Annotated in this window: 30 protein-coding genes; 17 read left to right on the top strand and 13 right to left on the bottom strand. The window is 63.0% G+C overall.

The genetic code is table 11. The features are described from left to right. Positions 1–40 precede the first annotated feature (40 nt). From CGLAUT_RS04525 to CGLAUT_RS04515, 3 genes are read left to right on the top strand one after another with little or no spacing between them, the layout of a single operon-like run. Positions 41–748, top strand: coding sequence for a response regulator transcription factor (locus CGLAUT_RS04525; RefSeq protein ID WP_290186595.1), 708 nt, complete (start codon positions 41–43; stop codon positions 746–748). After that, positions 745–1,845 carry a sensor histidine kinase gene (locus CGLAUT_RS04520; protein ID WP_290186594.1) on the top strand — a complete coding sequence of 367 codons (1,101 nt, stop codon included), beginning with the start codon at positions 745–747 and terminating at the stop codon, positions 1,843–1,845. Before CGLAUT_RS04525 ends, CGLAUT_RS04520 begins: the two co-directional genes overlap by 4 nt. Positions 1,846–1,855: 10 nt before the next feature. Continuing rightward, the gene (locus CGLAUT_RS04515; protein ID WP_290186593.1) at positions 1,856–2,227 is read left to right on the top strand and encodes a nuclear transport factor 2 family protein; all 372 of its coding nucleotides are present in this window, start codon (positions 1,856–1,858) and stop codon (positions 2,225–2,227) included. Positions 2,228–2,250: 23 nt separating this feature from the next. Here CGLAUT_RS04515 and CGLAUT_RS04510 read toward each other — a convergent pair whose 3' ends face one another. Together CGLAUT_RS04510 and chrA are read right to left on the bottom strand one after the other, a co-directional pair. Beyond that, complete coding sequence (locus tag CGLAUT_RS04510; protein WP_290186592.1) at positions 2,251–2,712, bottom strand: GNAT family N-acetyltransferase; 462 nt, start codon at positions 2,710–2,712, stop codon at positions 2,251–2,253. Further along, the gene (chrA, locus tag CGLAUT_RS04505; protein ID WP_290186590.1) at positions 2,709–3,890 is read right to left on the bottom strand and encodes a chromate efflux transporter; all 1,182 of its coding nucleotides are present in this window, start codon (positions 3,888–3,890) and stop codon (positions 2,709–2,711) included. The genes CGLAUT_RS04510 and chrA overlap by 4 nt, the downstream gene beginning before the upstream one ends. Before the next feature lie 148 nt (positions 3,891–4,038). Here chrA and CGLAUT_RS04500 point away from each other — a divergent pair, with 148 nt between their 5' ends. From CGLAUT_RS04500 to CGLAUT_RS04485, 5 genes are all read left to right on the top strand, one after another. Next, positions 4,039–4,629 (top strand): putative glycolipid-binding domain-containing protein, encoded by a 591-nt coding sequence (locus CGLAUT_RS04500; RefSeq protein ID WP_290186588.1) that lies wholly within the window; start codon positions 4,039–4,041, stop codon positions 4,627–4,629. A 5-nt stretch (positions 4,630–4,634) separates the two neighbouring features. Next, complete coding sequence (locus CGLAUT_RS12205; RefSeq protein WP_343898691.1) at positions 4,635–4,778, top strand: RCC1-like domain-containing protein; 144 nt, start codon at positions 4,635–4,637, stop codon at positions 4,776–4,778. Between the two features lie 102 nt (positions 4,779–4,880). After that, positions 4,881–5,084, top strand: coding sequence for a type II toxin-antitoxin system RelB family antitoxin (relB, locus tag CGLAUT_RS04495; RefSeq protein WP_290186586.1), 204 nt, complete (start codon positions 4,881–4,883; stop codon positions 5,082–5,084). Then, positions 5,071–5,358, top strand: a complete 288-nt coding sequence (locus CGLAUT_RS04490; RefSeq protein ID WP_343898689.1) for a type II toxin-antitoxin system RelE family toxin — start codon at positions 5,071–5,073, stop codon at positions 5,356–5,358. Before relB ends, CGLAUT_RS04490 begins: the two co-directional genes overlap by 14 nt. A gap of 97 nt (positions 5,359–5,455) precedes the next feature. Then, on the top strand, positions 5,456–5,815 hold the full coding sequence (locus CGLAUT_RS04485; RefSeq protein ID WP_290186582.1) for a VOC family protein: 360 nt from the start codon (positions 5,456–5,458) through the stop codon (positions 5,813–5,815). A gap of 26 nt (positions 5,816–5,841) precedes the next feature. Here CGLAUT_RS04485 and CGLAUT_RS04480 read toward each other — a convergent pair whose 3' ends face one another. Further along, positions 5,842–6,102: a HigA family addiction module antitoxin gene (locus CGLAUT_RS04480; protein ID WP_290187014.1), complete on the bottom strand. Its 261-nt coding sequence runs from the start codon at positions 6,100–6,102 to the stop codon at positions 5,842–5,844. A gap of 34 nt (positions 6,103–6,136) precedes the next feature. After that, positions 6,137–6,418 carry a type II toxin-antitoxin system RelE/ParE family toxin gene (locus CGLAUT_RS04475; protein WP_290186580.1) on the bottom strand — a complete coding sequence of 94 codons (282 nt, stop codon included), beginning with the start codon at positions 6,416–6,418 and terminating at the stop codon, positions 6,137–6,139. Positions 6,419–6,596: 178 nt separating this feature from the next. Here CGLAUT_RS04475 and CGLAUT_RS04470 point away from each other — a divergent pair, with 178 nt between their 5' ends. The 3 genes from CGLAUT_RS04470 to CGLAUT_RS04460 all read left to right on the top strand — a co-directional run bounded on the left by CGLAUT_RS04470 (position 6,597) and on the right by CGLAUT_RS04460 (position 9,041). Then, a complete protein-coding gene (locus CGLAUT_RS04470; protein WP_095659658.1) occupies positions 6,597–6,710 on the top strand; it encodes an alkane 1-monooxygenase in 114 nt (37 codons plus the stop codon). An 82-nt stretch (positions 6,711–6,792) separates the two neighbouring features. Continuing rightward, the gene (cmtR, locus tag CGLAUT_RS04465; RefSeq protein ID WP_290186579.1) at positions 6,793–7,152 is read left to right on the top strand and encodes a Cd(II)/Pb(II)-sensing metalloregulatory transcriptional regulator CmtR; all 360 of its coding nucleotides are present in this window, start codon (positions 6,793–6,795) and stop codon (positions 7,150–7,152) included. Further along, positions 7,149–9,041 (top strand): heavy metal translocating P-type ATPase, encoded by a 1,893-nt coding sequence (locus CGLAUT_RS04460; protein WP_290186577.1) that lies wholly within the window; start codon positions 7,149–7,151, stop codon positions 9,039–9,041. Before cmtR ends, CGLAUT_RS04460 begins: the two co-directional genes overlap by 4 nt. Positions 9,042–9,134: 93 nt before the next feature. On the opposite strand, the gene CGLAUT_RS04455 is transcribed toward CGLAUT_RS04460, so the two are convergent. The 4 genes from CGLAUT_RS04455 to CGLAUT_RS04440 all read right to left on the bottom strand — a co-directional run bounded on the left by CGLAUT_RS04455 (position 9,135) and on the right by CGLAUT_RS04440 (position 12,088). Beyond that, positions 9,135–10,103, bottom strand: a complete 969-nt coding sequence (locus tag CGLAUT_RS04455) for an NAD(P)-binding domain-containing protein (protein WP_290186575.1) — start codon at positions 10,101–10,103, stop codon at positions 9,135–9,137. Positions 10,104–10,512: 409 nt separating this feature from the next. After that, positions 10,513–11,094, bottom strand: coding sequence for a chromate transporter (locus tag CGLAUT_RS04450; RefSeq protein WP_290186574.1), 582 nt, complete (start codon positions 11,092–11,094; stop codon positions 10,513–10,515). After that, the gene (locus CGLAUT_RS04445) at positions 11,040–11,237 is read right to left on the bottom strand and encodes a chromate transporter (RefSeq protein WP_290186573.1); all 198 of its coding nucleotides are present in this window, start codon (positions 11,235–11,237) and stop codon (positions 11,040–11,042) included. The genes CGLAUT_RS04450 and CGLAUT_RS04445 overlap by 55 nt, the downstream gene beginning before the upstream one ends. 11 nt (positions 11,238–11,248) lie before the next feature. Beyond that, positions 11,249–12,088: a CPBP family intramembrane glutamic endopeptidase gene (locus CGLAUT_RS04440; protein ID WP_290186571.1), complete on the bottom strand. Its 840-nt coding sequence runs from the start codon at positions 12,086–12,088 to the stop codon at positions 11,249–11,251. Between the two features lie 156 nt (positions 12,089–12,244). Between CGLAUT_RS04440 and CGLAUT_RS04435 the strand changes: the two genes are divergently transcribed. The 5 genes from CGLAUT_RS04435 to CGLAUT_RS04410 all read left to right on the top strand — a co-directional run bounded on the left by CGLAUT_RS04435 (position 12,245) and on the right by CGLAUT_RS04410 (position 16,501). Continuing rightward, the gene (locus CGLAUT_RS04435; protein ID WP_290186570.1) at positions 12,245–12,736 is read left to right on the top strand and encodes an FUSC family protein; all 492 of its coding nucleotides are present in this window, start codon (positions 12,245–12,247) and stop codon (positions 12,734–12,736) included. Positions 12,737–12,788: 52 nt separating this feature from the next. Then, entirely contained in the window at positions 12,789–14,111 is a 1,323-nt protein-coding gene (locus CGLAUT_RS04430) for a hypothetical protein (protein WP_290186568.1), read from the top strand. Positions 14,112–14,416: 305 nt separating this feature from the next. Further along, complete coding sequence (gene arfB / locus CGLAUT_RS04425; protein ID WP_290187013.1) at positions 14,417–14,857, top strand: alternative ribosome rescue aminoacyl-tRNA hydrolase ArfB; 441 nt, start codon at positions 14,417–14,419, stop codon at positions 14,855–14,857. A 159-nt stretch (positions 14,858–15,016) separates the two neighbouring features. Further along, positions 15,017–15,262, top strand: coding sequence for a ribbon-helix-helix domain-containing protein (locus CGLAUT_RS04420; protein WP_290186566.1), 246 nt, complete (start codon positions 15,017–15,019; stop codon positions 15,260–15,262). A 612-nt stretch (positions 15,263–15,874) separates the two neighbouring features. Next, a complete protein-coding gene (locus CGLAUT_RS04410) occupies positions 15,875–16,501 on the top strand; it encodes a F0F1 ATP synthase subunit B (RefSeq protein WP_290186563.1) in 627 nt (208 codons plus the stop codon). Between the two features lie 93 nt (positions 16,502–16,594). Here CGLAUT_RS04410 and CGLAUT_RS04405 read toward each other — a convergent pair whose 3' ends face one another. The 5 genes from CGLAUT_RS04405 to CGLAUT_RS04385 all read right to left on the bottom strand — a co-directional run bounded on the left by CGLAUT_RS04405 (position 16,595) and on the right by CGLAUT_RS04385 (position 21,900). Next, a complete protein-coding gene (locus CGLAUT_RS04405; RefSeq protein ID WP_290187011.1) occupies positions 16,595–17,281 on the bottom strand; it encodes a DUF305 domain-containing protein in 687 nt (228 codons plus the stop codon). 48 nt (positions 17,282–17,329) lie between these two features. Next, entirely contained in the window at positions 17,330–19,564 is a 2,235-nt protein-coding gene (locus tag CGLAUT_RS04400; RefSeq protein ID WP_290186562.1) for a copper-translocating P-type ATPase, read from the bottom strand. A gap of 51 nt (positions 19,565–19,615) precedes the next feature. After that, positions 19,616–19,942, bottom strand: a complete 327-nt coding sequence (locus CGLAUT_RS04395; protein WP_290186561.1) for a heavy-metal-associated domain-containing protein — start codon at positions 19,940–19,942, stop codon at positions 19,616–19,618. 111 nt (positions 19,943–20,053) lie between these two features. After that, a complete protein-coding gene (locus CGLAUT_RS04390) occupies positions 20,054–21,181 on the bottom strand; it encodes a sensor histidine kinase (protein ID WP_290186560.1) in 1,128 nt (375 codons plus the stop codon). After that, positions 21,178–21,900, bottom strand: a complete 723-nt coding sequence (locus CGLAUT_RS04385; RefSeq protein WP_290186559.1) for a response regulator transcription factor — start codon at positions 21,898–21,900, stop codon at positions 21,178–21,180. The genes CGLAUT_RS04390 and CGLAUT_RS04385 overlap by 4 nt, the downstream gene beginning before the upstream one ends. Before the next feature lie 404 nt (positions 21,901–22,304). Here CGLAUT_RS04385 and CGLAUT_RS04380 point away from each other — a divergent pair, with 404 nt between their 5' ends. Further along, on the top strand, positions 22,305–22,880 hold the full coding sequence (locus CGLAUT_RS04380; RefSeq protein WP_095659647.1) for a CueP family metal-binding protein: 576 nt from the start codon (positions 22,305–22,307) through the stop codon (positions 22,878–22,880). Positions 22,881–22,934: the final 54 nt, after the last annotated feature.

Genomic DNA, 22,934 nt, shown 5'->3' with positions numbered 1-22,934 from the left:
TTAACGCGTGTGCAACAGCCTTCGATTTAGCATCGTGACCATGACAGTTCGCGTTCTTGTGGTTGATGATGAGGTCTACCTCGCCGAAGCAATCGGCACCGCACTCGCTCGCGCAGGCATGGAGGTCAAGCTCGCCCACGATGGCCAGGAGGGACTATTGCTTATCGACGCCTTTGTGCCCGACGTTGTCGTCCTCGACCGGGACCTGCCCGGCGTGCACGGCGACGACGTCTGCCGCCGCATCAGAAGCGATCACCCGTCCACCCGAGTCATCATGCTCACTGCCTCGGGCACGCTGGATCAGCGCTTGGAGGGGTTCTCCCTCGGTGCCGACGATTACCTGCCGAAGCCGTTCGAGCTACCGGAGCTCATCGCGCGCGTGGAGGCACTCGCCCGCCGCACCGGACCGGCCCCCGGGCGCAGCGGGGCGGCCGACCTCCCGCGCGGCGAGGTCTACCGCTGCGGCAACGTGCGCATGGACACTTTCCGCAAGGAGGTCACGCGCGCCGGCGACCCGGTCGCGCTGAGCCCGAAGGAGTTCGCCATCCTCGAAGTCCTCATGGCCGCAGACGGCGGCGTCATCTCCGCGGAGGAACTCCTCGAAGAAGCGTGGGATGCGTACGCGGATCCGTTCACGAACTCGCCGAGAGTGACCATCTCGCACCTGCGCCGCAAACTCGGCGACCCGTGGATCGTGCACACTATCCCGGGCTCTGGCTATTACGTTGCTACGGAGCCACGACCATGAAGCGGCTCGGTTTGCGCGCCCGCATCACGGTGCTCTTCGTCCTCACGGTCCTCGGTGTCGGCCTCGCACTGATCGGCCTGGTGTACCTCTACCTCAAGCTCACCCCGGTGCCGTTCCAAGCCGTTCTCGGCGGAGAAGATTCCGGCGCGGTCATCGACGCCGCGGTGCCCATCACCGAAGAGATCCTCCGTGTGGTGCTCACGATTTCGCTTTCCGTGCTCGGGGTTCTCACCGTGCTTGCCGGGCTGACCGGCTGGTTCGTCGCAGGCATTGTGATCCGACCGCTGCGAGACATCGCCGCTTCAGCTCGCGAGGTCACCGCGGGCAAGCTCTCCACGCGCGTGCGTTACGACGGCCCCCGCGACGAGGCGGCCGAACTCGCCGACGCCCTGAACGTGATGCTTGATTCCCTCGCCGCCCAGGTGGCCGCGCAGCGCCGCTTCGCCGCAAACGCCTCGCACGAGTTGAAGACCCCGATCGCCACCATCCAGACCATGGCCGATGTCGCGCTGGAGGACCCAGATACACCCGTCGACGAGCTCCGCCGCACTCTCACCCGCGTGCGCGAGGTGAATGCCGGTCAGGCTGACACCGTTACTTCCCTGCTGGCGCTCGCCGACCTCGACGCCGGCCGGACGCTTGAGCTACACCCCGTCAACCTGAGCGAGCTCGCGGATGCGATCGCCAACGTCCACGGCATTGAGCGCACCGATATCGAACCTGGCCTTTACGCCACCGGCGAAGGCGAACTCGTGCGCCAAGCGGTGGATAACCTGGCGCGCAATGCAGTGCGTCACGGCACCCCGGGCACCGCCGAGTTGAAGGCATACCGCGCCTCCGAGAGCTCTCCCGACGACGCCCCGGGCACCGTGATTGTCGAGATCAGCAATGACGGCCCGCACCTCACCGCCGAAGACATCGACCAGCTCACCGAACCCTTCGCCCGGTCCCGCACCGGCGGCGGCCACGGTCTCGGTCTCGCACTCGTGAGCGCCATTGCCGATGCGCTTGAAGGCGAGCTGACGATAGTGCCGGGGCGGGTTGGAGGGGTCGTCGTCAAGCTTGAACTCCCTGCTGCGACCGTGCAGGACCGCTAGCGTTGGCACCATGGCTGACTTGAGTCTTGGAGCCCTGCTCGAACTGGAGCGAAGTGGCTGGGACGCGCTGTGCGAATCTCGCGGCGGGGCATTCTACGGGGAGCTGATGCTTGACGACGGGCTGATGATCCTGGTCAACGGGTTTGTCCTGACCCGCGACGCGGTGGTTGAGTCACTAAACGGCGCGTCCGCATGGGCTTCCTACGAGCTTTCGGACGCGCGCGTGGTGCCGATGGGCGAAGATGCCGCAGCCCTGGTTTATCGCGCAGAAGCGAGGCGCGAAGGCGAGGCACCCTTTGAAGCGATCATGACCAGCGTATACCACCTGGTAGATGGCATGGCGCGGCTGGCGGTGTACCAGCAGACCACCGCGACACATTAACGCTGCTGAGTGAATGGCGGGACTTAGTCCAGCTCGCGAATGTAGCAGAGCATACGGTAATCCTCTCCTGCCTCGAAGTTCGAGAACCCGTGGCGCTCGTAGAACCGGCGCGCGTCCACGTCCGGTTCATCGACGTTGATGTGGATCTCTTCGCAGCCGCGATGACGAAGTAGCTCCACCATCCGCGCCATCATTGCCGTGCCAATCCCCTGCCCCCGCAGCTCAGGAGCCACATACAGCTCCTCGAGTTGGGCCAGCGGCCCATCGAAATACGGTGTGGGACGCAGCGTCAGGTACGCGAATCCTGAAGCCCGATCGGGTCCGGCGAGGATGACGATGACGTCGTCAAGCTTCAAAAGCTCCTCGAAGCGACGGGCGAGGATGTGCTGCGGCGGCGCGGGAGTGTCGAACTCCGCGTTGAAGTCGCGCAGAAGCTTTGCGACGATTCCCCCGTCGCCCTCGCCCGCCGTGAAGACAGGGATCATAGCGCGATCCCGCCAACGAGAGCAGCGGCGATTACCACAGCCCAGGCGGGCAGTTTGAACGAATGCAGCGCGACAAACGCGGCGGCCGCAACGCCCATGGTGCCGGGGCTGTGGACGCCCGCGGTGAAGACGGGGTTGTAGAGCGCCGCGGCGAGGATGCCGACCACCGCGGCGTTCGCACCTGCGAGCGCGGAAGCTGCCATCGGGTGCTGGCGCAGCCGGTCCCAAAACGGCATAACGCCGATGACCAGCAGCGCAGCGGGCAGGAAGATCGCGACCGTTGCGATCGTGGCACCCCAGAGCCACGGCACGCCCTCCGCCGATGCGCCGAGGAAAGACGCGAAGGTGAATAGCGGGCCCGGCACCGCTTGGGCGGCGCCGTAGCCGGCGAGGAAGGAATCGTGGTCCACCAGGCCGGTGGGCACCGTTGCTTGCTCAAGCAGTGGCAGCACGACGTGGCCGCCACCGAAGACGAGCGCACCGGCGCGGTAGAAACTGTCGAAGATGCCCACGCCGGTGTTGCGCACCGCACCAGCGATCATCGGGAGGAAGACGAGCAGCGCCCCGAACGTCGCGAGTGCGACGGCGCCCACGGTTCGGGACTGGGTCTTGGATCGGGTTGCGGCGACATGGTCGGCGTCGTTCTCGCCGTTCCGCTCGCGGCCGAACAGCAGTACCCCGGCGACCATGCCAGCGGCGATAACGCCTACCTGCGTGAATGGGTTGGGCACCAAGAGCACTACGAGAAAGGCACCGAGTGCGATAGCGGCGCGCCAGGCGTCGGTAATGATGCTCTTGCTCATGCCCATGACTGCCTGTGTAACCACGGCCACCGCCGCGGCTTTCAGTCCGGCGAGCCAGCCCGCATCCGAGATGTCGCCGAGCCGAGCCACACCGAGTGCGAATGCCACCATGAGGATCACCGACGGCATGGTGAACCCGATCCACGCGGCGAACATGCCTGCGTACCCGGCGCGCTTGAGACCGATCGCCATGCCTACCTGGCTCGAGGCGGGCCCCGGCATGAACTGGCACACGGCGACGAGGTCGGCGTATTCCTCCTCGGTCATCCACTTCCGGCGCTGAACAAACTCGTCGCGGAAGTACCCGAGGTGCGCGGTCGGGCCACCGAACGAGGTGAGACCGAGGCGGAAAAACACGGCGAGAACTTCAAGCACGCCCGCTACCTTACGGCTGTTGCTGGCGAGCTGCCGGTTCTTAAACGATCCGAGCGCCTGCGGTGAGCGGCACGATCGGCAGAAAGCAGCTCGGATTGAAGCAGCACGTAAGGCGAAGCAAGAAGGTACCGACGCTAGTCTCGTTCCCATGACGCAGACATACACCTGGGAGCACTGGGACGACCCCAATATCAAGAACGTCGCGGAGGTCGCATTTACTGACGACGGATTGACCGCCACCGGCACGCAGCACGGCAACGGGTACCGCGCAACGTGGACCCTGGACGCCGCAGAAGAGTGGATCACCCGGCGCGTCACTGTGGAAGCGCAGGGAGACGGCTGGTCTCGCGCCCTGGAGCTCACCCGAAACGATACCGGCGAGTGGTCGAGCGACACTACCCTCACCGGTGCGCAACCCGCCGATCTGCCGTCCCCTGGCATCGCCGACGGGGTTGATCTCAGCGAGGCGCTGGACTGCGACCTCGGTCTGTGCCCGATGACCAACACCATGCCGATCCGGCGGTTGAACCTGCTCACGGAAAATGTCCCGGATACACAGCTGATCATGGCTTGGATCGACATGCCTTCGCTTCAGATCATCGCCTCAGATCAGTACTACGGCTCCATCGACGAGGACACCGTGCACTACCGAAGCGGCACTCGGGGCGTCGACGTCGAGCTCGAGGTGGACCATGATGGCGTGGTCATCGTCTACCCCGACATGGCCCGGCGCGCATAGCCCCCTTGGACCGTAATCTCGTAGCGGCGGGTGCCAGCCACGCGGTGAGTATCTTGCCCGATGGCAACGTCGTTGCCGCAGGCGCGAACTTCCTCGGCCAAAGCGATTCCGGTGCTTGGCAAGACATCATCTCGATCGCCGCAGGCTGACGATTCAGTGTCGATTAGCATCTTTTCCCCTCAGCGCTTGCACTCGAGATGGAATACGGAATACATTGTATTCACCATGCATAAGGAGTGTTTATGGCGACTATGACTATTCGTATGCCGGATGAAGACGCAGAGCTTGTACGCAAATTCGCAAATTTCGAGGGGGTTACCCTTTCTGACTTTGCTCGATCAGCGATCCTCGAAAAAATCGAGGATGCCTATGATCTGCAGGCATTGCGGGAGGCGATCGCAGGAGATTCAGGAGAGCGGTTCAGTATCGACGAGGTTCTGAGTGAACTCAGGTAATCAGAGAACCTATCGTGTCGTACTGACAAGCAGCGCGCGCGAGCAGCTACACAAGATGGATCCATTCGACGCGATGATCCTTGCCACCTGGATCAAAGACAATATAGACGGCTGCGCAGATCCACGGGCATTCGGAAAAGGTCTATCAGCTAATCGATCTGGCGAGTGGCGGTACCGCGTCGGCTCTTACCGCATCTTGGCAGTAATCGAAGACGAGATTGTCACCATCGAGGTTTTTTCGATAGGGCGCCGCGACAAAGTGCACGGCCGATAATCCTGCCCACTTTCGAGGCACGGAGGAACGGCTGGATGGTCAAAACGCGACAGCCGCAAATACCGGACTATTGCAGGTGCGGCGCCACGCGCCAACAATGGGGACTATGAACAACACCGACTTCGCCATCCGCCAGATCACCTTTGACTGCCACGATCCCTCTAAGCTCGCCAAGTTCTGGTCCGCTGCAACTGGCTGCGAGATCGCTGCCGACTACGGGGACTTCGTCATGGTCGATTCCACTCCGGCGCTGGGGTTCCAGCGCGTCGAGGACCCCACGCCAGGGAAAAACCGCATGCATATCGACGGCGGTGGAGCCGACCGCGAAGCGATCGTTCAGCGCCTGAAGGGGCTGGGTGCGACGGAACTCGGCACTCACAAGGCACCGGGACTCGTTTGGACTGTTATGCAGGATCCTGAGGGCAATGAGTTCTGCGTGGGCAGCCCCGAAGCCTAGCTACACGTTAGATTTGAACTCCACCGCTACGCCGAAACACTTTGGAGTGGCTGAATATTCTCGATCTCGGCGAGGATCTTGTCCTTTGCCACGTCCAGGTCGTACTGGGTCTGCAACCCAAGCCAGAACTGCGGGCTCAACCCAAAAAACTTCGCTAAACGAAGCGCCGTATCAGCGGTGATCGCACGCTTTCCATGAACAATCTCGTTAATCCGACGAGGGGGAACACCAATGGAGACCGCGAGCTTGTACTGGGTAATGCCCATCTCCTTGAGGAAATCCTCCATCAGGATTTCCCCCGGGTGCACTGGGGGCAGCTTGTCAGTGGTAGTCAACGATCTCAACCTCCTCTGGCCCAGCTGCAGTCCATCGGAAGCAGATCCGCCACTGGTCGTTGATTCGAATACTGTACTGACCCCGCCGATCGCCTTTCAGGGCCTCGAGACGGTTCCCCGGGGGAACTCGCAGCTCGTCGAGGCTCTGCACGTACCCAAGCTGGCGTAGCTTCCGCAATGCCACCGAGTGAATGCGCGAATCGATTGAACGCACCCGTTCTCGATTCCAAAGACGCTCAGTGTCCTTATCAGCGAACGACTGGATCATTTTTCACCCTACCCCCCATAACGCGAAGCGTCAATAACGCTACACGTTAAATTTGAACTCCACAGTATGTCGTTGCAAAGTTACTTTCTCATTAGCCTGCAACAATCAAAAAACAGTAATTTGCGTCATTACACAGAGAACATATGGGGCGCACGGAAACACGCATAGGTTTTGCGGGATGGGCGTGGACGCCAACGTGAAGATTCTGGAGAACTTCGCCACCCGCGTCGCCCCCGCCTTGGGGTGCCAGCCGAACCGCGAAGGCCCAGTCACCGGCTATCCCATCGGCTAGTTCCTGCAGGTCGCAGACTCTTCGCGTTCTTGGCAGTTCAGCCAATCTTGAATAGTTCAGTGACTACTGTATAGTTCAGCACATGCTGACTATTGCTTCACGCCTCGACGTCATGAACCGGCTCGGCCGGGCCATGGCGGATCCGACGCGTTCCAGAATCCTGATGACCCTACTTGATGGCCCGAGCTACCCGGCCATGCTTTCGCGCGACCTGGACCTAACCCGCTCGAACGTCTCGAACCACCTGACCTGCCTGCGCGACTGCGGCATCGTCGTCGCCGAGCCAGAGGGCCGCAAGACCCGCTACGAAATCGCCGATCCGCACCTCGCGGCAGCGCTCGACGCGCTGGTGAACGCGACGTTGGCTGTCGACGAAAACGCCCCCTGCATCGACCCTGAGTGCTCCGTGCCCGGCTGCGGCGAGAAGGGAGCGGACGCATGAGCTCGGCGTGTGGGTGCGAACACGAACCCGCCAAGGAGATCGAAGAGCTCGATCGGCCATGGTGGAAGGACCCCGAGTTGCTACTGCCAATCTTCTCCGGCGTAGCCCTCTGCATAGGCCTGGCGCTGGACTGGACCGGGCTGGAGACACCCGCAACAGTACTGTTCTGGGTCGGCCTGCTGCTAGGGGCGTATACCTTCGCGCCCGGCGCAATACGGAACCTTGTCACGAAGCGCAAGCTCGGCATTGGCTTGCTGATGACGATCAGCGCGGTCGGCGCGGTGATCCTCGGTTACGTCGGAGAGGCCGCGGCGCTAGCGTTCCTGTACTCGATCGCCGAGGCACTGGAAGACAAGGCGATGGACCGGGCCCAGGGCGGACTGCGGGCACTGTTGAAGTTGGTACCGCAGACCGCGGCGGTGCTGCGCGACGGCACAGCGGTCGAGGTCGCAGCGAAGGACCTCGTGGCTGGCGAGCTGATGCTCGTGCGCCCCGGGGAGCGGATCGCCACGGACGGCATCATTCGGTCTGGGCGCTCCAGCCTTGACACCTCAGCGATCACCGGAGAATCCATTCCGGAGGAGGTCGCGCCCGGCGACGAGGTGCCCGCGGGAGCGATCAACTCCGCCGGTGTGCTGGAGGTCGAAACGACCGCAGCTGGAACGGACAACTCACTGACCACACTCGTGGACCTGGTCGAGCAGGCGCAAGCGGAAAAGGGCGACCGCGCCCGGATCGCCGACCGGATTGCCCAACCCCTAGTGCCCGGAGTGATGATCCTGGCGGTGCTGGTCGGCGTGATCGGCTCGCTGCTGGGCGACCCCGAGACGTGGATCACGCGTGCGTTGGTGGTTCTGGTCGCAGCGTCGCCGTGCGCGCTGGCAATCTCCGTGCCGCTGACGGTCGTGGCTGCGATCGGCGCGGCCAGCCAGTTTGGCGTGGTCATCAAGTCCGGCGCGGCGTTCGAGCGGCTCGGCGGCATCCGTCACTTGGCGGTGGACAAGACCGGAACCCTGACCCGCAACCAGCCCGAGGTTACCGGCGTGGTCCCGGCAGGGGGATTCGATCAGGCGCAGGTGCTAGCCTTCGCGGCGGCAGTTGAGCAGCAATCGACGCACCCCCTCGCCGCGGCGATCGCGGCAGCGGGGCCCGAAGCGCCCGCCGCCCTGGACATCAGCGAGGAAGCCGGACACGGCATCAGCGGCACCGTCGAAGGTCGACGGGTGCTGGTGGGCAGCCCCCGGTGGATCAACGCCGGGCCGTTGAAAGCAGACGTTGAGCGCATGGAGTCCGAGGGCCAGACCTGCGTCCTGGTCACCGTCGATGGCGCCCTCGCCGGGGCGATCGGGGTCCGCGACGAGCTGCGGCCCGAGGTACCCGAAGCCGTACAGACCCTGCACGCCAACGGCGTGGAAGTGAGCATGCTAACCGGCGACAACACTCGCACCGCCCGGGCGCTGGCTGCAATCGCCGGAATCGACGACGTGCGCGCCGAGCTGCGCCCAGAGGACAAGGCAAGCATCGTCGCAGAACTTTCCTCCAAGACGCCGACGGCGATGATCGGCGACGGCATCAACGACGCTCCGGCACTGGCGGGCGCAACGGTGGGCATCGCGATGGGAGCGACCGGCTCTGACGCCGCGATCGAGTCCGCTGACGTCGCCTTCACCGGCCACGACCTCCGGCTGATCCCGCAAGCGCTGCAGCACGCCCGCCGAGGCAGCAGGATCATTAACCAAAACATCGTGCTGTCTCTGGCCATCATCATCGTGTTGATGCCGCTGGCGATCAGCGGCGTGCTGGGCCTGGCCGCCGTCGTGTTGGTTCACGAGGTCGCCGAAGTCATCGTGATTTTGAACGGCCTGCGAGCTGCGCAAGCGAAGCGCTAAGTCGAGTTACGTGGACCGCGCGCTACGGGTCTCCAACGCGGATCGTGGAAGGATCCAGCTGCTCAGGGACCAAGCGTCATCTCAAAACTTTTGCTACCGAGCTTCATCGACACGGCCCGCGATTACCTGGGCAGTGTGTTTGGCAAAGGGCCCCACACCCATCAGCGTTGCCGATCCATCGCCGGTCCAATTGCCGTAACCGACTAGATGCAGATTCTTCACCGCGGTTTCGCGGCCGCGCATGAGGTGGCGGAATGGGCCGAGGGCCGGACGGAAACCAGTGCACCAGATCAGGTGGTCGTGGTCGAGCTCGCTCAAGCTATCAAAGATGGGGGTAGCGGTGAGCTGACCGGAGTTGCGGAGCTCACGTAGATGAGGAAGCGCGACAATGTCCCCGAGGTTCGGGCCGGAATCGCCGCCGAGAATCCGGCGGCGGCTGCGGAGAAAGAGATCGCGGCCATCGACATCATCAGGCATCCAGCGCGGCCGCTCAAGTGTGAACCATGTGACCTCCGACGTCTCGATGAGGTCAGCGGCGATCTGGGCACCCGAGTTCGCCCCACCGACCACCGCGACCTTCGCGCCGCGGAATGGTTCGGGGCCCGGGTAGGTCGCCGAATGCGACTGGTGTCCGCGGAAGGTACCGGGATAGTGGGGCACGAAGGGCGCGGACCACGTGCCTGTGGCCGCGACAACGTGCTCCGCTGTGACTTGACCAACGGTCGAATCTAAGTGGAACACCCCTCCCTCATGGGACACGCTGCGAACGTGCACTGGGCGCCTAACCGGGAGGTCGTACCGTTGTTCGTAGCGTTCGAGGTAGTCGATGACATGGCTTGCCGGCGGGTACCCCGGGTACTGCGGCATCGGCCAGCCGGGCAGATTGGAAAACTCCGCGGCGGAGAAAAGCGTCAGTGAAGGCCACGTGTGCAACCACGCTCCGCCGGGTTCCTCTTGGTTGTCCAAGATCAAGAAGTCCACTTCGTAGCGTCGCAGGTAGTATGCCGTGGCTAGGCCGGACTGGCCACCACCGACGACGATGGCCGTGTGATGCTCAGCCAATCGATCATCTCTCCGTAATCACCACATCGGGCAAATGCCCACCCAGTTGTGTCTCCGCGAGCTTACCCTCCACAACCGTTGCCTCGCTATACGTTGAATTTGAACTCGACGGCGTGTCGACGCAAAGAAACCTTTCCGCTGAGGACAGCAAGTAAATCCAGAGGAGTACCGCAGGATGCGGTCATGGCGCTATCGCTCCCGGAACATCTAGCAACTCAGAAAACAAGAGGGCACGGAAAGATGCGCGCCAAATGTACATATTTTTCACGTTGCAGGACTACTGGGGAGATTCACGCAAGAACGGTTCCGGCGACGGCACAGCGAGGACATGGCGGAGTGTCTGCTGCATCGTTGCCGCGAAAATACGCAGAAGTTACGAAACCACATCACCGCAGGTCGCAGTAGGCATTTACGGGGTGTTTTGTAATCTGTAAACGAAACGAACAAAACTACAAAACACAAAAACACATGTTGAGCTGCGTAAATGACCACCGCCGAACACCAGGGCGCCTGAGCGGTAGAAGCTGTCGGAGATGCCCCAGCTCGTGCCCACGCGTCCTGCCAGCGGCAGCAGTGCCAGCAGGGCCGCGAACACAGCGAGCGCGCCCACGCCGACGGTGCGGCTGGCGGCGGGGGTGCGGCTGGGGGCCGAAGGGGCGTCGATAGGCGAAAGTGCGAAGGTGGCCACGAGCATGCCCGCAACGATCGTACCGACCTGGGGCCGCGGGGTGCGGCACGAGTAGCACGATAAGGAAGGCAGTGAGCGCGACGCCTGCGCGACGACTGCGACCGCCGCCGCCTTGAACCCCGCGAGCCAGCCGGCGTCCGAGATGTCGCCGAGGCGCGCCACCCCGAGCGCGAACGCGACCATGAGGACCACCCTCGGCAGCGTGAAACCCACAAACGCCGCGAGCGTGCCACCGTATCCCGCACGCTTCAGCCGATTGCCATGCCGACCTGGCTCGACGCGGAGCCCGGCATGAACTGGCATAACGCGACGAGGTGCGCGTACTCGTCGTCTGAGAGCCACTTTCGCCTCTCGACGAATCCCTCACGGAAGTACCCCAAATGCGCCGTCGGTCCGCCAAACGACGTTAGGCCAAGGCGGGTGAATACGTGTAATACCTCAAGCACAAGATGTGAGGCTAGCGGTCGGCGCCACGCTGAGCAGGTGCCCGCGTGTGACCCGACGCGGCGCGGGGTAGCACTGCAATCACCACGGCGGAAGCCGCCGCAGCAGCCGCGAATGCCGCCACGGCGCTCGCAGCCGAATTCGGGATTCCCAGGGCTTGGACCGAGCCGAAGGTGTTCCACGCCGCGTGCACCGCAACCGCGACCCAGAGGCTGTTGAACGCCCACACCAAAAGCGCGTAGAGCAGCGCGTCAAGGAAATAATGGGCGAAGGGAACCGGTGAGCCGTACGCCTGCGGGTGCATCGCCACGAACGGGATTGCGGCGAGCGCCGCGCCCACGGCCGGGTGCTTGGTCCACGCCGTGAACGCCTGGAAGAACACGCCACGAAACGCCATCTCCTCCGCGAGCGCGGCGAGCACAATAGCGACGAGCTCTAACGGAGAATCGCTCCGAATATCTCCGATAATTTGGTCCCAGGACGCGCCGTAACCGACCACGCCGACCGCGCCCATGACAGCGGCGATGACCAGAAACGCCAACGCGTACGCGGCGAACGGCACCCAAGGTTTCGTTCCTGTTCGCGCCGTGAACACCGACGCAACCGGCCTGCGCCCGATGAACCGGACTGCGACGAGCACCGCCAGGATCTCCACGACCACGGAGCCGTACCCGAAGTACTTGTCCGCCGCACCGCTCGTCGTATCCACTCCCGCGGCTTCAAGAGAAACACCAATCACCGCGACGAACGCGACGGTGAGCACGGCGACCGCGACGATTTCGGCGAGCGGCCTCCACCAGGCGTAGTTGGGTTGGTTTCTTGACGCGAACGCGTACTCCCCCGCGTGTGACACTGTGACGAAACTCCTTCTCGCGGTTACAACGACCGGGCCATCATACGCCTGTCTGTTGATACGTTCACGGGTCGATCAGCCCCGGCGCGGCGCCCGCGCTAGACTCTGCCCGCGGAAAACCACAATCGAGCACGGATCGCGTATGGGGGTCCCCTGTTGCACCACTTCAGCCCGCTGTTTGAGATGGGTCCTGCCCGGCGTGCCGGCATCCTGGGGTTGATCTCCGTGACGATTTCCGACCCCCTCACCCACTCCTACTGGGCCATGGTCGCCGCCGTCGCGCCGCTGGTTAACCCCCGGTTCAAACTGCAGTACTACCGCGCCATCGAGCGCGTCCTGGGCACCCTCACCGGCATCGCGGTAGCCGGCTTTTTGCTGTCCCACCCAATGCAGGGCTGGCAGATCGTCGTGTGGATTGTGATTCTGCAGTACCTCACCGAGATGTACGTGACCCGCAACTACACCATCGCCGTCAGCTTCATCACCCCGACCGCCCTGCTGATGGTGCAGACGGTCGAGGCCTCCCCCGTCTGGCGGATGCTGCTCGCCCGCACCGCGGAGACCGTCATCGGCGCGTCCGCGGCGCTCGTCGTCATCGCGGTCGGCTACGTGCGCAAGTACCCAGAGGTCGTGCTGCAGCGGCGTTAGCGCAGGTGCTTTGCGACGAATTTGCCGCCCGCCAATACTACAGTTTCTGGACATGGAGACTTCAAGCAAGGACCTGGCTTTCCTGGCAGATGGAGAGGGTCTGCTGATCCTTAGCGAGGAAGACCGCTTTCCCGCTACTTCTGCACCCGCGTTTTCGCCTGCGTCACCGCAAGTGCTTTTCCGCGCTAACAATGTGCTGAGCACGATTTCAAACCGGCAGTTCAAATCCGGCAAATATTACAAAGCTACGGACGAAACTGCGAAGCTGCTCCAGCATCGCACGTCGTCTGGACCGGTTCCTGGAGTCCTACGCCGAAGCGATCTTGGACTCGCTGACAATCCAAGTCGATTCTTCAAACACACCTCGTTTCAAGAGGTCAAGTTTTCACCCGCCATGACTTCGACCGCCGCGGGCATCGCAGCTCAGGCCGCAATTGAGGCAGCAATTGCTGAAATCAAGGAGTATCTAGAGGTCATCGATGAGAAGCTTGATACTCTCCTCCGGCAGCGCAAGGTTGACGCACTAGCGCAGCTTGGGGGTATCCAGTACGCGATTGAAGAAGCGGACGAACTTTACCGGCGCAGCAGTAGCGTCTCCTCTACTACTTGGTCGAAGGTCGACCACCTCGGATCAGCGCTCAACGGCATCGAGTCTTACGCCATCGAGCAACTCGATGACGCCGTTGATCAGCTCCGGAAGCAGAAGAACAACTCCAAGAAACTTGAAACCCTCCTAGCTGGGTTGAAAGGCGATCTGCCGCTTTGGCTGGGTGTGGCTGCTCGGAGCATCTACCTCCATGATCGGATGTATGTCTTGGAGATCGCCCACGTGAATGAGTTTGAGCCCCGCCAGCTGGATTCTCACCGAGAGGGAATCCACGACGCGCGCAAGGATCGATTGGAATCGACCACCCGACGTCTGCTCGAGATGGATACAGCCGTCCGTGAGACAGCCAAGTTGAGTAATCAGGTCTGGGTCACAAACCCGATTCGTGCTCGCCACATCACCGCGCAAGCGAACGAAATTCACGACATTATTAGTGCGTTTGCGCAGCATTTGCGGATGGGCGTAGAAGACGCAGAGCGTCTCCGCGTCCAGGGATGGCGTCAATCTGTGGTGTCGCTAGCAGGCGACACCGTCGATGCTGCGAACCGCGCCCGCCAATCGGCGGTGGATCAAGCGCAAAAAGCCACTGAGAAAATTCGCGACATGAACGACGACCGACTGCTTGCAAAGGCCGCAGAAATCGAAGCGCGACGGGAGCGGGAGGAGCAAAAAGCGCTCGAGTCGACCGGCGACGAAGATCAATCTGCGACAGAAACAAGCACGACTCGACGCGGTTTCGCTTTCCGTCGAGACGAGAAGAAAGCATAGAGGTTTTCTCCACGAGATCGGTAGCAGTTATGTTTTCGAGAATCCGTTTGAGCAGCGAGGAAGCATCACTCGTAACGAAGCTTGCGCGTGCTGAGGGCGTAACTGTTTTCCGAGTTTTGCTCGATTCGCCATCGCGGAAAGAATCGAAGATCTTCAAGACCTGCAGGAACTTCGCTCAGCCGTCGAGATTGACTCCGGTACGAGGTTCACGATGGATGAGATTTACCGGGAGTTCGGTCGCTGAGACTTGCGTTGCAACTGGGCTGCGGTGTTGACGCAGGACGCAAGAACGTAGGGTGTTGGGCATGCAGGACCTGACCATCGCACCCGGCCCGGGTATCCCCGGCGGCCTCGTCGTCGCCGCCGCGGATCTGACGGAGCGGTTCGCGAAAGCGTCGGGCCCCGGCGGCCAGGGCGTCAACACCACCGACAGCAAGGTGCAGCTCTCCATCGACATCGCGGAATGCGCATCGCTTTCCGACGCCCAACGCCGCCGCGCCCTCCACAACCTCGAACACCGCCTGGACGGCACTGTGCTCACCATAAGCGCGTCGACGCAGCGCTCACAGGTCCGTAACCGCGCCGAGGCGCGAGAGCGCATGGCCACCCTATTGCGGGAGGCGCTCGCCCCACCGCCTCCTCCGCGGCGGAAAACGAAGCCGACGCGCGGCTCGGTGCGGCGCCGTCTCGAAGCGAAGAAGCGGCGCTCGGAGCTGAAGTCGACGAGGCGTAAGCCCCAGCTGTGATTTCGGTGGAACTTCGCCAAAGTTACGAGGGTTTGGTCGGTTACCGCATTCAGCTAGCCCATTGGTGAAGCTCACATTGAATTTGAGCTCCACCGAGCTTCAGGCAATACCCGTCTTCCTCTAGAAGTTCCAATGATTTCCGTATTACGATTAGTTTCTATGAAAACGATTAATGGCCAACCGGTGAGCGAGGCGCAAATTGACAGGTGGGTAACCGAAGCCGAAAACGGTTACGACGTGGAGACGCTGCGCCGACGAGGACGGAAGCCGCGAAACAACGACGCGGCAAAAGTGATTTCCATCCGACTCTCGCCCAAAGAGATTGCGAACCTCGACAAGTATGCCGCTGCCCACGGTTGGTCACGGTCGCAGGCGATCCGTGAAGCTTTGAAGAACACGATCTAAAGATGGAAGTCCGACGGAGCGCGACCAAGCACGGCATCGAGCCCGAAGATTCCATTGTCGCGGCGACCTCAGGCTGCGCATTTCACGCTCCGCTAGACGATGAAAATCCTCAACGAGAGCTCCGTCTTGGATTCGACACTTCGATGCGCTTACTTGAGCTCGTCGTTCTCCTTTGGGATGACGGAACGGAGACAATCATCTATTCAATGAAGGCACGTAAGCAGTACCGGAGCCTTCTCGGCTAATCGGAATACAGGTTCAATACGAACTATGTGTGACACAGTCTCCGCTGTCAGCCAGATAAATTTCGGCTGTAACGGTCCCTCTAAGCTCACCGAATTCTGATCCGCCGCAACAGGATGCCAGATCGTCACCGACTACGGAGCCTTTGTCATGGCCGACTCCACCCCAGGCAACGAGTTTTGCGTGGGCAGTCCCGAAGCGTAACTACACGTTGAACTTGAACTCGACGGCGTGTCGGCGCAAAGAAACCTTTCCGCTAAAGACAGCAAGTAAATCCAGAGAAGTACCGCAAGATGGGGTCATGGCGCTATCGCTCCCGGAATATCTAGCAACTCGGGAAGCAACAGGGCACGGAAGGATGCGCGTTCAATGTACATATTTTTCATGGTGCAGGGCTACCTGCACACCCAGTTCCAAGCGGATACCTTCTCCCCCAATCCCGATGATCCCGACAAGCTACGCTGCCGCCCCGGCATTGCGTACAACACCGACCCGTCGAACAGGTACAAGGATGATCCGAAGAAGGGCAAGCAGATCAGTGGACAACATAAAACGCTGACGGCGCAAAAGGGCCTGCGCGAACAAATGCACTCGCTCGGTTACCCGGTCGAGCTCGAAGTCTCCGAACGACACAACGAGTCACTGAACCCGGACCGCTACGCTGAGCAGCAAGACTGGGAGCGTGATCTCGCGAACCGAGAGAGCGAAGTCGAACTGAAGCGACGCTCCGTGCAACGTGACATGGACGCGACGCAACGTGATCGCAAACAGGACGCCGACGAGCTCAAGAAGGCACAGCGTATCCAACAGAACGCCGAAGAGCAGGCCCGCAAAGTTGCTGACCGAGTATTGCAGGAAGCCCGTGAGAAGGCCGAGCAAGACGCCGAGCAGATTCGCAGCGACGCACGCAAGGAGGCGGAGCACGTCGAAGGCCTAGCCGAAGTGGTGCGACCAGAGGGAGAAGAAACATCCACCCCGGTGCACCCGCTGCGGTGACAACGACCCATCGCCCGCAGCAGGTCGCAATCGTCACGGTTATCCCTCTTTTTCAGATTCCTGTCCTCGGGATCAGAAAAAGACGGGGACCTGTCATAGGTCAGTGAGCATCTGCTGCATCTGGGCGATCTCGGCCTCCTGGTCGTTGATAATTTGTTCGGCCAGGGTGATCGCATGGGGATTCTGGCCGTCAGCAACCTCGTCACGGGCCATGTCGACCGCACCTTCGTGGTGGGCGGTCATCTGCTCCAGGTAGAGGCGGGCAGCCTCGGTGCCCTGGGCTTCCTCGAGGGCTGTCATGTCCTCCTGGCTCATCATCCCGCTCATGCCACCCATTTCCCCGTGATCCATTCCACCCATCTCGTCCTTGGTCCCCATGCCCCCGGAGTCGGTGACCGGCTGCTGGCCCCAGGCCTCGAGCATGGCGTTCATCCGGTCAACCTCCGGTCCCTGGGCGTCAATAACCCCCTGGGCAAACTCCACGACCTGGGCGGGGATACCCTCCTTGGCCAGGAGCATCTCACTCATCTCCACGGCCTGTTGGTGATGCGGGATCATCATCTGGGCAAACATGATGTCCGCGTCGTTGTGATCGGCGGAGATCTCCCCGTCCGCCTCAGTCGTCGCCGTGGTGGTCTCGGTCGTCTCAGCGGTAGTCGTCGCAGTGCTGGTGGCCGAGGTGGTCGCGTCGGTGTTGCCTGACTCGGTGGCCTCACCGCAGGCGGCCAGCGCCAGGGTGGAGGCCACGGCGAGAGCGGAAAGAACAAGGGTGCGCTTCATCGTGGAGCCTTTCAGGGTCATAGGGGGGCAGTGGAGAGAAGTAGTGGATCAGCGGACGGCGGTGGATGCCGGAGTAGGCGTGGTGTGTTCCTCCTTCGACTCGGTCGGAGCCAGGTGGGCCGGATCCAAATCAATGCGGCGCAACAGCTGGGCGTTCAGGGCCACCACGATGGTCGAGGCAGACATCAAGATCGCGCCCACGGCTGGGGACAGCACGAACCCGATCGGGGCGAGCACGCCGGCGGCCAGCGGCACGGCGAGGATGTTGTAGCCAGAGGCCCAGATGAGGTTCTGGATCATCTTGCGGTAGCTGGCCTGGGACAGCTCAATCATCGACAGCACTGCCCGCGGGTCATCACTGGCCAGGACCACTCCGGCGGATTCCATGGCCACATCCGTGCCGGCCCCGATGGCGATACCGACCTCCGCGCGGGTCAGAGCGGGGGCGTCGTTGACACCGTCGCCGACCATGGCCACGCTCAGGCCACGCTCCTGTAACTGGGTGACCTTGGTGTCCTTGTCCTGGGGCAGGACCTCGGCGAAGACCTCATCGATCCCCAGGTCCTGGCCAACCGCCTGGGCCACCTGCTGCGCGTCACCGGTGATCATCGCGACCTTCACCCCGCGGTCCTGCAGGGCTTTCACGGCGGCGTGGGATTCGGGGCGGATCTTGTCCTCGACAGCCACCGCACCGATGATCTGACCGTCGCGGACAATATGGAGCACACCGGCCCCACGCCCGGTCCAGGCGCTGGTGGTGTCGGTGAGCTCGGCCGGGGTGGTGAGGTTAAGCTCGCGCAGCATGTTCGGCCCGCCCACGAGGATCTCAGCGCCATCGACAGTGGCCCGGACCCCCCGGCCGGAGGCGGCGCTGAAACCAGTTGCACGGATTTGCCGACGGGAGGCCTCGGGATGGGCGGCCGCGGCCGCCACGATGGCGCGGGCCACGGGGTGCTCGCTGTCGGCCTCCGCGGCGGCGGCCAGGGCCAGCAGCTCGCCCTCGGTGACGCCGACAGCTGCCGCGACACCGGTGACCGCGTGCGCCCCCTCGGTCAGGGTGCCGGTTTTGTCGAAGAGCATCACGTCGATGGTGCGCATCCGCTCGAGCGCCATCCGGTCCTTGATGAGCACCCCGGATTTCGCGGCCCGCTCGGTGGAGATCGCAGTGACCAGCGGAATCGCCAGGCCCAGGGCGTGCGGGCAGGCGATGACCAGTACCGTGACTGTGCGCGCCACGGCATCGTCCGGGCTGCCGATGATGGTCCACACCACCGCGGTGATCAGAGCGGAGATCAGCGCGAACCAGAACAACAACGCCGCCGCCCGATCCGCCAGGGCCTGGGCCCGGGAGGAGGACTCCTGGGCGTCGGCAACCAAGCGTTGGATCCCGGCCAGGGCGGTGTCCCCGCCGGTAGCCTCCACCCGGATACGGACGGTGTTGTCGGTGGCCACAGTACCGGCGACCACCTTGTCACCGGTGTCGCGGAAGACGGGACGGGATTCGCCGGTGATCATCGCCTCATCGAATTCGGCGGCTCCGTCGAGGATGGTTCCGTCGGCCGGCACCCGGGCACCGGCCCTCACCAGCACGACGTCGTCGACGACCAGCTCGGAGATGGCCACGGTGCGGGTGGTCCCGTCGATGACTTTCTCGGCCTCATCCGGCAGCAGGGCAGCCAGCGCGTCAAGCGCGGAGGACGCGGCCCCGAGAGCACGCATCTCCAGCCAGTGGCCCAGCAGCATGATGGTCACCAGCAGGGCCAGCTCCCACCAGAAGTCCAGGTCAAAACCGCCCAGCCCCAGAGTGGTGACCCAGGAGGCGACAAACGCCACGGTGATGGCCATGGCGATCAGGAGCATCATCCCGGGTTGGCGGGATTTCAGTTCGTTCCATCCACCCTTGAGGAAAGGCGTTCCGCCGTAGACGAAGATGATCGTGCCCAGCACCGGGGGGATCCAGGTGGATCCGGGGAATGCCGGGAGGTGGTAGCCGAGCAGCTGGGCGACCATGGGGCTGAAAATAACGACGGGAATGGACAGAATCAGCGACCACCAGAAGCGGTCCCGAAACATTGCGGTGCTGTGTCCGGCGTGTTCGCCGTGACCATGAACGTGGTGGTCATCGTCCAGGGCGGAGTGCGGGTGATCGTGGGGCATCGCCTGGCCGTGGGTGTCGGCATCTACGTGGTGTTCGTGGCTGGCATGATCCGGGTGGTGGGTGTGGTCTGCTTCCGGAGCGGGGTGATCACCATGGTGATCGCCGGAATGGTGGGGAGTGCTCATGACGTTCCTTCCGCTCAACCCGGTCGGGGTCGAGATGATGGGCAAAACTGATCAGGATAAGACGGTGTAGCCGGCCTCCTCGATGGCCCGACGAACCATCTCCGGAGGTACGGCACCGGTGACCGTGACGGTGGAAACACCACCAGCAGCGAGATCAATCTGGACGTCGTCGACCTGGGGGAGGGCCTGAAGGGCCTGGGTCACGCTTTTCGCGCAGTGCCCGCAGGTAAGGCCGGTGACCTGGTAGCTAGGGGAGGCCCCTCCTGCTGACGAGTCGCTGGCGGCAGGGATGGAGGCGGTGTCGGCACGTGAGGCAGGTCCGCAACAGCTGCAGCCGTGGGAGGCCATCGGCAAGAGGCGGGGCGGGGAGGTGATCATGGGAAAGCTCCTATGGGTCGGTGGGATGCGGTAACGCTCGCTAGCATATACCCCCCGGGGGTATATTTTCAAGGGGTGCAGGGCACGGCCCTCACGCGGGGCAGGGTGTGGTCACCGAGCAGCCTCCTCACTGTCGGGAGGGGACAGCGGGAGGCGGAGGGCAAACACCGCTCCGCGACCGGGTCCGGGGGAGGTGGCGGTGAGAGTGCCGCCGTGGGCCTCGATCAATGCCTTGGAGATGGTCAGACCGATACCGGCCCCGCCGTTGTCCCGGCTGCGGGCGGCATCCCCCCGGTAGAAGCGTTCAAAGATGTGTTCGAGCTGGCCAGGTGGGATGCCCTCGCCGTCATCGGCGACGTGGATGAGCGCGGTGGACGCCCCCTGTCGGTGGACGCTGATCCGGACCAGCCCGCCGGCTGGGGTGTGCCGTAGCGCGTTCGACAGGAGATTGCTCATCACCTGGCCGAAGCGTTGCCGGTCCACGAGCACCCGGGCGGTGTCCGTAATGGTCTCGACCTGTAAATCGACGCCTTTGTCAGCATAAGCTTCCCCCGCGGCAGCAGCGGCGGTATGGAGCAGATCCCCGAGCCCTTCCTCCGCCAGGTCCAAATCGATCCGGTGTTCCTGGGCCCGGGAGACATCGTCGATGTCTTCCATCAACCGGGTCAGGCGGGTGAGTTGGTCAGCCATGATCGTGTGGGTGGCATTATTCCAGTCCACGACCCCGTCCTGGAGACCATCGAGGTAGACCGTGAGCACCGATAAGGGGGTGCCCATTTCGTGGGCCAGATCAGAGAGCATCTGGCGGCGGACCTGTTCGGTGTGTTCCAGCCGGTCGGCCATGGTGTTGAAGGCATGCGCCAGGGTGGTGACCTCGGGGCCTGCTTCTCCGGCGGGCACACGGATACGATAGTTGCCGGCCGCCAGGCCGGTAGCGGCGCGGGTGAGATCCTGCAGGGGGATGCGCAGGCGACGCGATAACCACAGGCTGGCCAGCAGGGCGCTGATCAAGGCGGTGGGCAGGGCGACGGCCAGGGTGATCAGGTTGGCGTCCCGGTAGGCCTGCCCGGCATGGAACAGCTCCAGCGAGGGGTTCTCCTGGCCGGTCATCAACATATGATCATGGAACAGGGTCGGGCCCACCATCGTGGCCACGGCCGCGGCCACCAGCAGGCTAATCACCGCGACCAACACCTGGGCGGCCAGGAAGCGGAAGGTCAGGCCGGGTCCGTGATTCATGGCTGCCCCACCCGGTAGCCCACGCCACGCACGGTGTCGATAAACCCCCGGCCCCGGGTGTCGGTGCCGAGCTTGCGACGCAAGTTGCCGATGTGGACATCGACGATGCGTTCATCACCGACCCAGGTGGTGTCCCAGACCTCGGTGACCAGGTCGTGGCGGGTCAGCACCTGGCCGGGGCGCAGGGCCAGGGCAACCAGCAGCTCGAACTCCGTGCGGGTGAGCTCCACGGTCGTCTCCCCCACCCGCACCTGATGGGCGACGGGGTCAAGGATGAGGTCACCAACGATCAAGGGGGTGGTCACCTGCGGTGGGGTGATGCTGGTGCGCGGGCGGCGCAGCACCGAATGCACCCGGGTCACCAGTTCCCGGATGCTAAAAGGTTTGGTGATGTAGTCATCCGCCCCCAGGGTCAAACCGCTGATCTTGTCGTCCTCGCTGCCACGCGCGGTGAGCATGAGGATGTAGCAGTCCGAGAAGGTGCGGATCCGTCGGCACACCTCCAGGCCGTCGAGTTCGGGCAGCCCCAGATCCAGCACCACAACATCGGGGGAAAAGCGACGGGCCTCGTCCACGGCCTGGGTGCCGGTGTGCGCCTGGCGGGTATCGAAGCCGGCCCGGATGAGGTAGGAGGCCACCATCTGAGCCAGGGGTTGTTCATCATCGACGACCAGCACCCGCCCCGGGGGCGTGGCGGTGGTCGGTGTGCGGTCAGCCATAGACCCCAGTATCACTCCGTCCAGGGGGAATACCACCCTCGCTCAGTGCCCGGCGGGGAAATCTTCATCAAATCTTCAAATATCACCCTTCGACCGCCGTCACCCCTGTGCCCCACCCCGGGCCGGCGGCATCGCCTCCCCTGGTCGGTTCAGCAGGCGCCACCAGGGATTTTCACTGCCTGCACCGCATACCCGGGGCGGGTAGAAGGACATCGCCCACGGCTGTGGGGTGGTGTCTCGGTGGTGACCCAGCCCACCGAATTCACCCCCTCTTCGCCCTGCTATAACGCTATGAGCAGGGTATTTGGCTTCTAGTCCGTCCGGCACCCGTGCTAGATAAAGGTATGGCATCGACCTTGAGGCGGTGTCTTCTCACAGTGTTGCCACGATCCAAGGAGATTGACGTGAAACGAGCAGCGATCGCAGCCGCCGCCCTTGCCCTCGCCCTCACGGGGTGTTCGGCCGCCGACCCGGAACCCACGGCCGACGGGACGGTGTCCCAGGATACATTCCTGACTACCCATGGCCTGGCCGACATGGACGCGGTGGAGATCATTGATCACCTCGACCGGCAGAAGGTCGCTGAGCGTCCCACGGATCTGATCGCCTCAGTGCGTGCCGATGAGCTGCTGCTCTCGAGCGGTGACCAGGAAGTCGTGGTCGATCTTCCCGACAATCAGACGTATGTCTCGATCGCACCCTATCTCACCTCCACCCACGACTGCTTTTACCACAGCCTCACGACCTGCCTGGGGGAACTCAGCAATGAGGACATCCAGGTCACGATCACCGATGAGGCGACCGGTGAGGTGCTGGTGGACGAGGCGACAACCACCTTCGACAACGGGTTTATTGGCTTCTGGCTTCCCGATGATGTCACCGGCCTGATTGAGGTCAGCTACCAGGGGCGTACCGGCACCACGGAGTTTTCCACCACCGACGACGGTGCCACCTGTGTCACAGACCTGCGCCTGACGTGATGGCTCAGCAGGGTCCTCACCTGCGCCTGTCTCCCGTGTCACTGAATACTTACA

Source organism: Corynebacterium glaucum (assembly GCF_030408855.1).
Classification (GTDB): Bacteria; Actinomycetota; Actinomycetes; order Mycobacteriales; family Mycobacteriaceae; genus Corynebacterium; species Corynebacterium glaucum.
The sequence above is the reverse complement of the archived record's forward strand: the minus strand, read 5'-3'. Positions and strand labels throughout refer to the sequence as shown.